Here is a 13,231-nt window from a genome sequence, read left to right as displayed (position 1 = left end):
AACGAAGCGCCTGCCAGCGAAAAGGCGATCTATTTTGCGCCACTGGATGCAGTATCGAGATGAACGACGGGATTATCGGCAAAAAGATAGCGGTCAGCGTTAAATTCAAAGTCGTCGCTGGTTTCATTGAACAGCATCAGCTTCGTGTTTTCCAGGTGCTGCCACATCGCCAGTTTTGCGGCATGCGGGTCTTTACGAATCAGCGCCTTAAGGATTTGATCGTGATCGTCACACCAGTTGTCGACAGTGCGGGAATCAATATGGTCGTGAAGTTTCTTCCAGTACGGGTTGTGAACGCGCTGAGTCCACATTTTCTCAACGATTGCCGCCAGCGCCGTATTTTGAGTTGCCAGGGCAACCTGAACGTGGAACTGCAGATCCCACTCTGAATCCCGGAAACATTTTTCCTTACGGGCATTCTCCTGGATTTCCATCAACTTCATGATGTCCTGCTTGGTCACCTGCGTCGCGGCAAATTCCGCAATATTGCTTTCGATCAGCTGGCGAGCCTGGAGCAGCTCAAACGGACCATAGCTGGCGAACTCCAGACTTTCGTCTGCGACCGGAGAGTGTTTCGGCTGATTAGAAATCACGTGAATGCCGGAGCCTTTGCGTACCTCAACGTAGCCTTCCACTTCCAGCATGATAATCGCTTCGCGGACAACGGTACGGCTCACGCTTTTTTCATCAGCAATGAAGCGCTCGGCGGGGAGTTTATCACCGACAAGATAGACACCTTGCTCGATACGATCTTTCAGCTCGGCAGCAAGTTGCTGATATAAACGACGTGGTTCGGTGATTTCCATATGCGCTCCAGGCAGGGTACGGCGGATGATTTGTTATACCACTTTTACGTGCCAGTCTCCAGATTTCGCCATGAAAAAAGCCGCCCGAAGGCGGCTTCTTTGATGTGAGATTTTTTACTAACTTTGTGTTGCCGGATTCCCAAGGGACTCTTTCGCCAGCTCCTCGGCTGACTTACTTTTCAGCACCGTCCAGATAACCACCGCACCCATCAGGTCGAAAATAGCCAGTACGGCGAACAGCGGGCTGAAGCCGATGGTATCTGCCAGCGCACCCACCACCAGTGCGAACATCGTACTTGCGGTCCAGGCTGCCATACCGGTCAGGCCGTTTGCTGTAGCGACTTCGTTACGACCGAAGACGTCAGAGGAAAGCGTAATCAGCGCACCGGACAGTGACTGGTGAGCAAAACCACCAATGCACAGCAGGGCGATAGCCACATATGGGCTGGTGAACAGACCGATCATGCCCGGGCCAATCATCAGCAGCGCACCCATGGTCACGACCATTTTACGGGAAACAATCAGGTTCACGCCAAACCAGCGCTGGAACAGCGGTGGCAGGTAACCCCCCACGATACAGCCCAGGTCAGCAAACAGCATCGGCATCCAGGCGAACATCGCGATCTCTTTCAGGTTAAAGCCGTAGACTTTGAACATGAACAGCGGGATCCACGCGTTAAAGGTCCCCCAGGCCGGTTCAGCCAGGAAACGCGGCAGGGCGATACCCCAGAACTGACGGGTGCCCAGGATCTGCCAGACAGACATTTTTTTGCCGTTGTTGGTCTGATGCTGCGCTTCCTGACCACCAATAATGTAGTCACGCTCTTCTTCAGACAGTTTTTTCTGATCGCGCGGATGCTTATAGAAAACCAGCCACGCCATTGCCCAGGCAAAACTCAGCACGCCAGAAATGATGAACGCCATTTGCCAGCTGTGCATCACGATAGCCCACACCACCAGCGGTGGCGCAATCATCGCACCGATGGACGAGCCCACGTTGAAGTAACCGACTGCAATGGAACGCTCTTTCGCCGGGAACCACTCGGAGCTGGCTTTCAGCCCAGCGGGGATCATCGCGGCTTCTGCCGCACCGACCGCACCACGCGCTACTGCCAAACCGCCCCAACTGCCAGCTAGCGCGGTTGCACCGCAGAACACCGCCCAGGCGATAGCGAAGAAGGCATAACCGATTTTGGTACCGAGAATATCCAGCACATAGCCAGCAACAGGCTGCATGATGGTATAAGCCGCGGAATAGGCGGCAATGATGTAGGAGTATTGCTGCGTGGAGATATGCAGCTCTTCCATCAACGTTGGCGCTGCAGCTGCCACGGTGTTACGCGTCAGGTAGCCCAGCACGGTGCCTAACGTCACCAGTGCGATCATATACCAACGTAACCCTTTAATTTTACGCATCTAAAACCTCATCGTTATGTTATTTCCGCGCCAGAGCACGGCAACGTCTCAACCGTTTCCGGGAGCAGTTGTGTAACGGGAGGGGCGTAACCGGGAGAATGTCCCGGAACGGCCCGAACCTTGCCATAAGTAAGCGTGCATAAGTCGGTATCCGTACCGTTAAACCCGATGCCCCTCACATCGGTAATGCATTCCGTCGGCTGAGTGTTTGCGACGGCGAAAAAGATAACTTGTCATACAACTTCAAAAGGTGAGTGACATCACAAATGTATGATTCTTTGTAGGGACATTATCCGTTGCGCGCAAAGCCAGTTATGGTGCGGCCTGGAGAGGGGTTTACTTCATTTGGGGTAATTTATTTGTTGACGTTTATTGATCTCACTCACGAAAAAAGCTTCGGTTGATGGAAATTGGTGTGATAACTTTGCAGCATATGAACATACGCTTTCTGACGCTCCCGTTACGAGGAAGACGATAATGACGCCGTTTATGACCGAAGATTTTCTGTTAGATACTGAATTTGCCCGCCGCCTGTACCACGACTACGCCAAAGACCAGCCAATTTTCGACTACCACTGCCATTTGCCCCCGCAGCAGGTTGCCGAAAATTACCGTTTCAAAAATCTGTATGACATCTGGCTGAAAGGTGACCACTACAAATGGCGCGCGATGCGTACCAATGGTGTGGCTGAACGTCTGTGTACTGGCGATGCGACTGACCGTGAGAAGTTTGACGCATGGGCAGCGACGGTTCCGCATACCATCGGCAACCCGCTATATCACTGGACGCACCTTGAACTGCGTCGTCCATTTGGCATTACGGGTAAGCTGCTTTCCCCGACAACGGCGGATGAAATCTGGAATCAGTGCAACACGCTGCTGGCGCAGGAGCAATTTTCTGCGCGCGGTATCATGAAGCAGATGAATGTGAAGATGGTGGGTACGACCGACGATCCGATTGACTCTCTGGAGCACCACGCCGCGATCGCCAAAGACACCGCGTTTGATATCAAAGTGCTGCCAAGCTGGCGTCCGGATAAAGCCTTCAACATCGAGCAGGCTACCTTCAACGACTACATGGCGAAGCTGGCGGAAGTCTCTGATACCGACATTCGTCGTTTCGCAGACCTGCAAACCGCGCTGACCAAACGTCTGGACCACTTTGCCGCGCACGGCTGTAAAGTCTCTGACCACGCGCTGGACGTCGTGCTGTTTGCAGAATCAAACGAAGCCGAGCTGGATAGCATCCTGGCACGTCGCTTGTCCGGTGAATCCCTGAACGAACACCAGGTTGCTCAGTTCAAAACGGCGGTACTGGTATTCCTCGGCGCAGAATATGCCCGTCGCGGCTGGGTACAGCAGTACCACATTGGTGCACTGCGTAATAATAACCAGCGCCAGTTCAAGCTGCTGGGCGCGGATGTGGGCTTCGACTCCATCAACGATCGTCCGCTGGCAGAAGAGCTGTCTAAGTTGCTGAGCAAGCAGAACGAACAAAACCTGCTGCCAAAAACCATTCTCTACTGCCTGAACCCGCGCGATAACGAAGTGTTGGGCACCATGGTCGGCAACTTCCAGGGGGAAGGGATGCCGGGCAAGATGCAGTTCGGCTCCGGCTGGTGGTTCAACGACCAGAAAGACGGCATGGAGCGTCAGATGACGCAGCTGGCGCAGCTTGGCCTGTTAAGCCGCTTTGTTGGCATGCTGACCGACAGCCGCAGCTTCCTCTCCTATACCCGTCATGAATATTTCCGCCGCATTCTGTGCCAGATGATTGGTCGCTGGGTTCACGCAGGCGAAGCGCCGGCAGATATCCAGTTGCTGGGTGAAATGGTGAGAAACATCTGCTTTAACAATGCGCGTGACTACTTCGCCATTGAACTGAACTAAGGCTGTTTGAGGTTGATATGCAATACATCAAAATCCATTCGCTGGATAACGTTGCCGTAGCGCTGGCAGATCTGACCGAGGGGACGAAAGTCACTTTTGATAATCAGTCGGTCACGTTACGCCAGGCCATTGGACGCGGACATAAATTTGCCCTGACCCCCATCGCTAAAGGGGAGAACGTGGTGAAGTATGGTTTGCCGATTGGTCATGCGCTCGCGGATATTGTGCCGGGTGAATACATTCATTCTCACAATACCCGTACTAATCTGAGCGATCTGGACGAGTACAGCTATCAACCTGATTTACCCGCGAAAGAGGGTCAGGCGGCGGATCGTGAAGTGCAGATCTACCGTCGCACCAGTGGTGAAGTGGGGATCCGCAATGAGCTGTGGATCCTCCCTACCGTCGGTTGCGTGAATGGGATTGCACGTCAAATTCAGACCCGCTTTCTGAAAGAGACCAATAATGCTGAAGGCACCGATGGCGTACATCTATTCAGCCATACTTACGGCTGCTCACAGCTCGGCGACGACCATATCAACACGCGCACCATGCTGCAAAATATGGTGCGCCATCCGAATGCCGGTGCGGTGCTGGTGATCGGTCTGGGGTGCGAAAACAATCAGGTCGATGCCTTCCGTGAGACGCTGGGCGTGTTTGACCCTGAGCGCGTACATTTTATGGTATGCCAGCACCAGGATGACGAAGTGGAAGCGGGTATTGAGCAACTCCACCAGCTGTATGAGGTGATGCGCCACGACAAACGCGAGCCGGGCAAGTTGAGCGAGCTGAAGTTTGGTCTGGAGTGCGGCGGGTCTGATGGCCTGTCTGGTATCACCGCTAATCCGATGCTGGGCCGCTTCTCGGATTACGTGATCGCCAACGGCGGCACGACGGTACTGACAGAAGTGCCGGAAATGTTCGGTGCGGAACGTATTTTGATGAGCCACTGCCGTGACGAAGAGACGTTTGAAAAAACCGTCACCATGGTGAATGACTTTAAACAGTACTTCATCGCCCACAACCAGCCGATTTATGAGAACCCGTCGCCGGGTAACAAAGCGGGTGGTATCACCACGCTGGAAGAAAAATCTCTCGGCTGCACCCAGAAAGCGGGGGCCAGCCAGGTGGTGGACGTTCTGCGTTACGGTGAGCGGCTGAAAACGCACGGCCTAAACCTGCTGAGTGCACCGGGTAACGATGCCGTGGCAACCAGTGCGCTGGCCGGGGCTGGCTGTCATATGGTGCTGTTCAGTACGGGCCGAGGTACGCCATACGGTGGTTTTGTGCCAACAGTGAAAATCGCCACCAACAGCGAGCTGGCAGCAAAGAAAAAGCACTGGATCGACTTTGATGCCGGTCAGCTCATTCACGGCAAAGCGATGTCGTCATTGCTGACGGAGTTTGTGGATACAATCGTAGAATTTGCCAACGGCAAGCAGACCTGCAACGAGAAGAATGATTTCCGCGAGCTGGCGATCTTTAAGAGTGGTGTGACGCTGTAAGTAGAGTGCGGGCTGGTGCCCTCACCCTGGCCCTCTCCCACGGGGAGAGGGTACAAACACTAAAAACGGCAACCTCAGGGTTGCCGTTTTGCTGTTAACCTCGCAGGGCGTTCTTCGCTAAACGCGCGTCTTCCGCCTGACAGGCCGCTGCGGTGAACAGCACGTCGGTAGAGGAGTTCAGCGCGGTTTCGCAGGAGTCCTGCAGCACGCCGATAATAAAGCCGACGGCCACAACCTGCATGGCAATCTCATTCGGGATACCGAACATATTACAGGCCAGCGGGATCAACAGCAGTGAACCGCCCGCCACGCCGGATGCGCCACAGGCACACAGCGACGCCACCACGCTCAACAGCAGTGCGGTTGGCAGATCCACCGGAATACCCAGCGTATTCACCGCCGCCAGCGTCAGGACGGTGATGGTGATGGCCGCACCCGCCATGTTCACGGTGGCGCCCAGTGGGATTGATACGGAATAGGTATCGCGATCCAGGTTCAGTTTCTCCGCCAGCGCCATGTTCACCGGGATGTTCGCTGCCGAACTACGGGTGAAGAAGGCGTAGACGCCGCTTTCACGCAGACAGGTCAGTACCAGCGGATACGGGTTGCGGCGGATCTGCCAGAACACCAGCAGCGGGTTGATCACCAGTGCCACCAGCAGCATACAGCCAACCAGAACGACCAGCAGCTGCGCGTAGCCCCACAGCGCGTCAAAGCCGGTGGTTGCGAGCGTGGAGGAGACCAGACCGAAGATCCCGATTGGCGCAAAACGAATCACCAGTTTCACCATGAAGGTCACGGCGTTGGACATATCGTTGACCAGATTTTTGGTGGTGTCGTTACCGTGACGCAGCGCAAAGCCCAGACCAATCGCCCAGACCAGGATGCCGATGTAGTTTCCGCTCATCAGCGCCGTGATTGGGTTGGATACCATGCTCATCAGCAGACCGCGCAGCACTTCCACAATCCCGGATGGCGGTGTGATATCGCCAGCGGCGCTGGTCAGATGCAGCGTGGACGGGAAGAGGAAGCTAAACACAACGGCTGTTAATGCAGCAGAGAAGGTACCCAGAAGATACAGGAACAGAATAGGGCGAATGTTGGTTTTTTGTCCGTGCTGATGGTTGGCAATCGACGCCATAACCAGCATAAGAACCAGTACCGGCGCGACGGCTTTCAGTGCGCCAACGAAAAGCGTACCAAGTAATCCCGTTGCTTCTGCTGCAGGCTTTGACACCATCGCCAGCAGAATACCCAGTACCAGTCCTGTCAGAATTTGTTTTACAAGACTCCCCTGCGCCAGGCGCGCAAAAAGCCCAGTTGATTGTGTGCTCATACATAATTCCTGAGTGAGATTGTGTTCCATCCTGGATGTGCTCTAAGTCACATTTATGTCCAGATGTAAGTAAATGTTTGCCTGGTTGAGTATAGGGAAACCGCATCTGGAGGGAAGCGTAAAATGCTGGATTTTACGTGTTGCGTCATGTTTTTTAACTATTAGTTAACGAGAATGCCCGGTAAGCGCAGCGCTACCGGGCAAAACACACTAAACCTGCTGCTTTCTATCGTGCTGGCGGTTAACCCAGGTATTGATAATCAGCGTCACGTTCAGAATGCCAAACACCACGCCGAGCGAAATGGCGATCGGGATATGGTAGAAATCGACAATCAGCATCTTGATACCGATAAATACCAGGATCACCGACAGGCCGTACTTCAGCATTGAGAAGCGCTCCGCCGCGCCCGCCAGCAGGAAGTACATGGCACGCAGGCCAAGAATGGCGAACAGGTTAGAGGTCAGAACGATAAACGGGTCAGTGGTCACGGCGAAGATAGCCGGGATACTGTCTACCGCGAAAATCACGTCACTCAGCTCCACCAGAATCAGCACCAGCAGCAGCGGGGTGGCAAACAGCAGGCCGTTCTTACGTACAAAGAAATGCTCACTCTCGATCTTGTCGGTCATGCGCAGATGACCACGGATCCACTTCACCAGCGGGCGATCGCCAATCGCTGAGCCATCTTCTTTTGCCAGAGCCATTTTGACCCCGGTGAACAGCAGGAACGCACCGAAGACATACAGCAGCCATTCAAACTGCGTAATCAGCCAGCTACCGGCGAAGATCATGATGGTACGCAGAACGATCGCGCCCAGCACGCCATAGACCAGCACGCGGCGCTGCAGGGCTGCAGGCACGGCAAAGTAGCTGAACAGCATCAGCCAGACGAAGACGTTATCAACCGCCAGGGCTTTTTCAATCAGATAACCGGTGAGGAAGGCGAGCGCTTGAGGATCTGCCACCGCACGGCCTTCAGTCGAGGCCAGATACCACCAAAAGGCAGCACAGAAGAGCAGGGAGAGGGTAACCCACACCAGCGACCAGACGGCAGCCTGTTTCATGGTCATGCCGTGTTCGCCACGACGCCCCTGCAAAAAGAGGTCGATCGCCAGCATGATGAGCACGACAACCGCGAATCCGCCCCACAACATTGGAGTGCCGACAGAATGCATACTATTTTCCTTACACATAAAAAAACAAAAACGGCTATGGTCAGAAGACGATAGCCGTTAGCTTTTTATGCATAGACCTCGCCTTCCGGCAAGGTCTCACTTACAACCACGAGGGTTGCCCGGCGACCGGATGCGGTATTGCACGCATCGTAATGACGATCCACCGGCAAGGAAGTTACTCCCCTTTGCGGGTAACAAAATATGTCAGACCATCGGTTTCGTCAATGGTTGACAGGGTTTCATTACACAGCTTTACGCGATAGCTTCTGCGCTCACGTCATCTGCCGGGAAGACCACGCCAGTCTGACGGCGGATCTCCGTTTGCAGTTTCGCCGTGGTGCGACTGACCGCGAGTCCAGGGTGGTTCACTTCGTTGTCTTCGACCAGACGGGCAAAGACCTCTGCCTCATAGAGCATAGTGTTAATATGCTGAGGCTGCGTCAGCTCTTGCGCTTTACCGCCGCGCGGGACAAAGCTCAGCCTCTGACACTCAGAAATTTTTTCGATAACCAGCGATCCCGCTTCACCCTGAATTTCACTTGGCAGCACAGAATCACTCACTTTTGAATGTTGCAGCGTGACGCTGAAATCCCCGTAATCCAGCGTCACTACGCCGTGCGCATCTACGCCGCTTTCCAGCAGGCTGGCTTGTGCACTGACGCTGTGTGGCTCGCCCCACAGTGCCACGGCGGAAGCCAGGCAGTAGAAACCGATATCCATAATCGAGCCGTTAGAGAAGGCCGGGTTGAAGGTGTTCGGGTTCTCGCCGTCGAGGTAACGCTGATAGCGAGATGAGTACTGGCAGTAGTTAATAAAGGCTTTACGCACTTTGCCAATTTTCGGCAGGGACTGCTGCAACAGCAGGAAGTTCGGCAGGCTGGCGGTTTTGAACGCTTCGAACAGCACCACCTGGTTTTCGCGGGCAAGCGCAATGGCGGCTTCCACTTCCTGAATATTCGAGGCCAGCGGCTTCTCGCAAATCACATGCTTTTTATGGCTGAGGAACAGCCTGGTTTGCGGGAAGTGCAGGGAGTTCGGGCTGGCAATATAGACCGCGTCAATGGCATCGCTTTGCGCCATCTCGTCGAGCGAGGTGAACAGATGTTCGACCAGGTAATCGTTCGCGAAGGTCTGCGCCTGCTCGAGGCTGCGGGAATAGACTGCGGTGAGTTTATATTTGCCGGTTTCGTGGGCGGCGTCGACGAACTGGCGTGTGATCCAGTTCGTTCCAATGACTGCGAAACGTATCATAAACGTTTACGTACTCCGTAGCTGGGAACCTTTAGCCACTGTAGCACGTCATCATGACAATTCGCGTGCGCTACTGCGCATTACCCTTTAACGATAAATGCGTAAGCCACAAACGGGTATCAAACTCCAGCTGATGGTACTGCGGCTCCATGTGGCAGCACAGGGAATAGAAGGCTTTGTCGTGCTCTTTCTCTTTCAGATGCGCCAGTTCGTGCACCACGATCATTCGCAGGAACGCTTCCGGCGCGTTACGAAATACGGTCGCAACCCGGATCTCCGCTTTGGCTTTCAGCTTGCCGCCCTGCACGCGGGAGATGGCGGTATGCAGACCAAGCGCGTTTTTCAGCACGTGGATCTTGTTATCGTACATTACCTTGTTGATCGGCGGCGCGCTCTTCAGATACCGGCTTTTCAGATCCTGCGTATACTGCCAGAGGGCTTTGTCGGTCGTGAAATCGTGGGTCCCGGGGTAGCGTTTTTCCAGCACCGCGCCGAGCTTCTGCCCGGCAATCAGGCTGCGAACCTGAGAAAGTAAATGCTCCGGGTAGCCCTGGAGATAAGTAAGTTGGTTCATCAACGCCCCAAATCGACAATAAAACGGTATACTCACGCACCCTTTTCAGGGATACGCCAAATTTTACCATTCAGGAGGGCCGATGAGCCACTTAGACAACGGTTTCCGTTCACTCAACCTTAAACGTTTCCCGGAAACGGACGACGTTAACCCACTTCAGGCGTGGGAAGCGGCAGATGAATATCTGCTGCAGCAGTTGGATGACACTGAAATCAGCGGCCCGGTTTTGATCCTGAATGATGCGTTTGGCGCGCTGGGCTGTGCGCTGGCGGAACATACGCCATACAGCATCGGTGATTCCTATTTAAGCGAGCTGGCGACGCGTGAGAACCTGCGTCATAACGACATCGAAGAATCCAGCGTGAAGTTCCTCGACAGCACTGCGGACTACCCGCAGGCACCTGGCGTGGTGCTGATTAAAGTACCCAAAACCATGGCGTTGCTTGAGCAACAACTGCGTGCGCTGCGTAAAGTCGTCACGCCAGAAACCCGCATCATTGCGGGGGCCAAAGCGCGTGATATTCACACCTCGACGCTGGAGCTGTTTGAGAAAGTGCTTGGCCCAACCACGACCACGCTGGCGTGGAAAAAAGCGCGTCTGATCAACTGTACCTTCAGTGCACCGGAGCTGGCTGATGCGCCAGAGACGCTGAGCTGGAAGCTGGAAGGAACCGACTGGACTATCTACAACCACGCGAACGTCTTCTCCCGCACCGGTCTGGATATCGGGGCGCGTTTCTTTATCGAACATCTGCCGGAAAATCTGGAAGGCGAAATTGTAGACCTGGGCTGCGGTAACGGCGTAATTGGCCTGACGCTGCTGGCGAAAAACCCGCAAGCCAGCGTGGTGTTCAGCGATGAATCGCCAATGGCGGTGGCTTCCAGTCGTCTGAACGTAGAAACCAACATGCCAGAGGCGCTGGATCGCTGCGAGTTTATGATCAACAACGCGCTGTCGGGTGTGGAGCCTTTCCGCTTCAATGCCGTTCTGTGTAACCCGCCGTTCCACCAGAAGCACGCCCTGACGGACAACGTCGCCTGGGAGATGTTCCACCACGCGCGCCGTTGCCTGAAAATTAACGGCGAGCTGTACATCGTAGCGAACCGCCATCTGGACTACTTCCACAAGCTGAAGAAGATTTTCGGTAACTGCACCACGATTGCCACCAACAACAAATTCGTGGTGCTGAAATCCGTGAAGCTGGGTCGTCGTCGCTAAATCTTCAGTGCCAGCTGGGTGCCCTGCGCAATTGCGCGCCGTGCATCCAGCTCCATCGCCACATCACATCCGCCAATCAAATGCACCGTTTTGCCCGCTTCACGCAGCGGATCGGCCAGATCGCGCTTCGGTTCCTGCCCGGCACATAAAATCACATGATCAACCTGCAGCAGCTGCGGTTCACCGCCGATCAGCACGTGCAGCCCCTCATCATCGATCTTCTGATAAGTGACCGCCGGGATCATCTTCACGCCGCGAGAGAGCAGGGTGGCGCGATGGATCCAGCCGGTGGTTTTGCCCAGCCCTTCGCCTGGTTTGCTGGCTTTACGCTGCAACATCACGATCTGACGCGGGCTTTTGGGGAGTTGCTGCCCTTCAGGGCGTAACCCACCGGACTGATTCAGGCTGGTGTCGATGCCCCATTCCACGCAAAACTCGGCAATATTCTGGCTGGTTGCTTCTCCCGGCTGGCTTAAATACATCGCGGTATCAAAACCGATCCCGCCGCAGCCGATAATCGCTACCTTTTCGCCGACCGGTACTTTGTCACGCAATACATCCAGGTAGCTCAACACTTTCGGATGATCGACGCCCTCGATCGCCGGTGTACGCGGGGCGATCCCGCTCGCCAGGATCACTTCGTCAAAATCCATCAGATCGTCTGCCTTCACAAACTGGTTAAGACGCAGATCGACCCCTGTGAGTTCGATCATCCGGCGGTAGTAGCGCAGAGTTTCATAGAACTCCTCTTTGCCGGGGATCTGTTTGGCGATATTAAACTGTCCGCCGATCTCCGTTGCGGCATCAAACAGCGTCACGCTATGTCCCCGTGAGGCGGCATTCACCGCGAATGCCAGCCCTGCCGGACCCGCGCCGACCACGGCGAGGCGTTTTTGGTTGACCACCGGTACGACGGGCATTTTGGTTTCGTGGCAGGCGCGTGGGTTGACGAGACAAGAGGTGACTTTGCCGACGAAGATCTGATCCAGACACGCCTGGTTACAGCCGATGCAGGTGTTGATCTCATCCGCGCGGCCGCTCTGCGCTTTGGACAGCAGTTCGGCATCGGCCAGGAACGGACGTGCCATCGACACCATATCGGCATCACCGCGTGAAATAACATCGTCCGCTACCTGCGGATCGTTAATACGGTTGGTGGTCACCAGCGGAATAGAGACTTTTCCTTTCAGCTTGCGCGTCACCCAGCTGAATGCCGCGCGCGGTACCGGCGTGGCGATGGTCGGAATGCGGGCTTCGTGCCAGCCGATGCCGGTGTTAATGATGGTTGCACCTGCGGCTTCAATCGCCTGTGCCAGTTGCACGGTTTCGTCTAATGTTCCACCGCCCTCCACCAGATCGAGCATCGACAGGCGGAAGACGATAATAAAATCAGCGCCCGCACGTTCACGCACGGCGCGCACCACTTCCACCGCAAAGCGCATGCGGCGGGCATAATCGCCACCCCATTCGTCGTCACGGTGGTTAGTGCGGGCGGCGAGGAATTCGTTAATCAGGTAGCCTTCTGAACCCATCACCTCGACGCCATCGTAGCCCGCTTCACGTGCCAGCGCGGCGCAGCGGGCAAAGTCATCAATCAGCGCCAGGATCTCGTCGTGGCTGAGGGCATGCGGTTTGAAGCGGTTAATGGGAGCCTGAATCGCCGAGGGTGCGACCAGATTCGGTTGATAGCTGTAGCGGCCGGTATGCAGGATTTGCAGGGCGATTTTCCCGCCTTCATTGTGCACCGCATCGGTCACAATGCGGTGGTGAGGCAGCTGTGACACATCGTTCAACACCGCACCGCCCTCCATGCCGACGCCGGAAGGCGCAGGCGCGACGCCACCAGTAACAATCAGCGCCACCCCGTGCCGGGCACGCTCGGCGTAGAAGGCCGCGAGACGTTCAGCCCCGTCCGGATGCTCTTCCAGACCGGTGTGCATAGAGCCCATTAACACGCGGTTTTTGAGCGTTGTGAACCCCAGATCAAGGGGGGCGAATAGCGACGGGTAGCGGCTCATAGTGTCTTCCAGTGTAAAATTATTGTTATGTGGTCGGATG

At 55.1% G+C, this 13,231-nt stretch carries 10 protein-coding genes; 3 read left to right on the top strand and 7 right to left on the bottom strand.

Going from position 1 to position 13,231, the window contains the following annotated elements:
- Positions 1 to 29 precede the first annotated feature (29 nt).
- On the bottom strand, positions 30 to 806 hold the full coding sequence (exuR, locus tag ACLHV8_RS19350; RefSeq protein ID WP_114978801.1) for a transcriptional regulator ExuR: 777 nt from the start codon (positions 804 to 806) through the stop codon (positions 30 to 32).
- Between the two features lie 117 nt (positions 807 to 923).
- On the bottom strand, positions 924 to 2,222 hold the full coding sequence (locus ACLHV8_RS19345; RefSeq protein ID WP_028017103.1) for an MFS transporter: 1,299 nt from the start codon (positions 2,220 to 2,222) through the stop codon (positions 924 to 926).
- A 477-nt stretch (positions 2,223 to 2,699) separates the two neighbouring features.
- Between ACLHV8_RS19345 and uxaC the strand changes: the two genes are divergently transcribed.
- The gene (gene uxaC, locus ACLHV8_RS19340) at positions 2,700 to 4,112 is read left to right on the top strand and encodes a glucuronate isomerase (protein ID WP_208594154.1); all 1,413 of its coding nucleotides are present in this window, start codon (positions 2,700 to 2,702) and stop codon (positions 4,110 to 4,112) included.
- Between the two features lie 17 nt (positions 4,113 to 4,129).
- Positions 4,130 to 5,617 (top strand): UxaA family hydrolase, encoded by a 1,488-nt coding sequence (locus ACLHV8_RS19335; RefSeq protein ID WP_410377011.1) that lies wholly within the window; start codon positions 4,130 to 4,132, stop codon positions 5,615 to 5,617.
- Positions 5,618 to 5,711: 94 nt separating this feature from the next.
- On the opposite strand, the gene sstT is transcribed toward ACLHV8_RS19335, so the two are convergent.
- From sstT to ACLHV8_RS19315, 4 genes are all read right to left on the bottom strand, one after another.
- On the bottom strand, positions 5,712 to 6,953 hold the full coding sequence (gene sstT, locus ACLHV8_RS19330) for a serine/threonine transporter SstT (protein ID WP_208594152.1): 1,242 nt from the start codon (positions 6,951 to 6,953) through the stop codon (positions 5,712 to 5,714).
- Positions 6,954 to 7,163: 210 nt separating this feature from the next.
- On the bottom strand, positions 7,164 to 8,129 hold the full coding sequence (locus ACLHV8_RS19325) for a TerC family protein (RefSeq protein WP_208594151.1): 966 nt from the start codon (positions 8,127 to 8,129) through the stop codon (positions 7,164 to 7,166).
- Positions 8,130 to 8,381: 252 nt separating this feature from the next.
- Positions 8,382 to 9,380, bottom strand: a complete 999-nt coding sequence (locus ACLHV8_RS19320) for a Gfo/Idh/MocA family protein (RefSeq protein ID WP_208594150.1) — start codon at positions 9,378 to 9,380, stop codon at positions 8,382 to 8,384.
- 70 nt (positions 9,381 to 9,450) lie between these two features.
- Positions 9,451 to 9,954, bottom strand: coding sequence for a YgjP-like metallopeptidase domain-containing protein (locus ACLHV8_RS19315; RefSeq protein ID WP_028017109.1), 504 nt, complete (start codon positions 9,952 to 9,954; stop codon positions 9,451 to 9,453).
- A gap of 82 nt (positions 9,955 to 10,036) precedes the next feature.
- Between ACLHV8_RS19315 and rlmG the strand changes: the two genes are divergently transcribed.
- Positions 10,037 to 11,173 (top strand): 23S rRNA (guanine(1835)-N(2))-methyltransferase RlmG, encoded by a 1,137-nt coding sequence (rlmG, locus tag ACLHV8_RS19310; protein WP_208594149.1) that lies wholly within the window; start codon positions 10,037 to 10,039, stop codon positions 11,171 to 11,173.
- Here the strand turns inward: rlmG and ACLHV8_RS19305 are convergent.
- Positions 11,170 to 13,191, bottom strand: a complete 2,022-nt coding sequence (locus ACLHV8_RS19305) for an NADPH-dependent 2,4-dienoyl-CoA reductase (RefSeq protein WP_208594148.1) — start codon at positions 13,189 to 13,191, stop codon at positions 11,170 to 11,172. The genes rlmG and ACLHV8_RS19305 overlap by 4 nt on opposite strands.
- Between the last annotated feature and the right edge of the window lie 40 nt (positions 13,192 to 13,231).

The organism is Enterobacter sp. CPE_E863 (assembly GCF_046521465.1).
Classification (GTDB): domain Bacteria; phylum Pseudomonadota; class Gammaproteobacteria; order Enterobacterales; family Enterobacteriaceae; genus Enterobacter; species Enterobacter adelaidei.
Note: the sequence above shows the minus strand (reverse complement) of the source record. Positions and strands in the feature narration are given on the sequence as shown.

What these genes read in the sequence shown, in the direction of transcription:
- exuR (WP_114978801.1), bottom strand. Translation starts at nt 806, where the DNA reads ATGGAAATCACCGAACCACGTCGTTTATATCAGCAACTTGCTGCCGAG.
- ACLHV8_RS19345 (WP_028017103.1), bottom strand. Translation starts at nt 2,222, where the DNA reads ATGCGTAAAATTAAAGGGTTACGTTGGTATATGATCGCACTGGTGACG.
- uxaC (WP_208594154.1), top strand. Translation starts at nt 2,700, where the DNA reads ATGACGCCGTTTATGACCGAAGATTTTCTGTTAGATACTGAATTTGCC.
- ACLHV8_RS19335 (WP_410377011.1), top strand. Translation starts at nt 4,130, where the DNA reads ATGCAATACATCAAAATCCATTCGCTGGATAACGTTGCCGTAGCGCTG.
- sstT (WP_208594152.1), bottom strand. Translation starts at nt 6,953, where the DNA reads ATGAGCACACAATCAACTGGGCTTTTTGCGCGCCTGGCGCAGGGGAGT.
- ACLHV8_RS19325 (WP_208594151.1), bottom strand. Translation starts at nt 8,129, where the DNA reads ATGCATTCTGTCGGCACTCCAATGTTGTGGGGCGGATTCGCGGTTGTC.
- ACLHV8_RS19320 (WP_208594150.1), bottom strand. Translation starts at nt 9,380, where the DNA reads ATGATACGTTTCGCAGTCATTGGAACGAACTGGATCACACGCCAGTTC.
- ACLHV8_RS19315 (WP_028017109.1), bottom strand. Translation starts at nt 9,954, where the DNA reads ATGAACCAACTTACTTATCTCCAGGGCTACCCGGAGCATTTACTTTCT.
- rlmG (WP_208594149.1), top strand. Translation starts at nt 10,037, where the DNA reads ATGAGCCACTTAGACAACGGTTTCCGTTCACTCAACCTTAAACGTTTC.
- ACLHV8_RS19305 (WP_208594148.1), bottom strand. Translation starts at nt 13,191, where the DNA reads ATGAGCCGCTACCCGTCGCTATTCGCCCCCCTTGATCTGGGGTTCACA.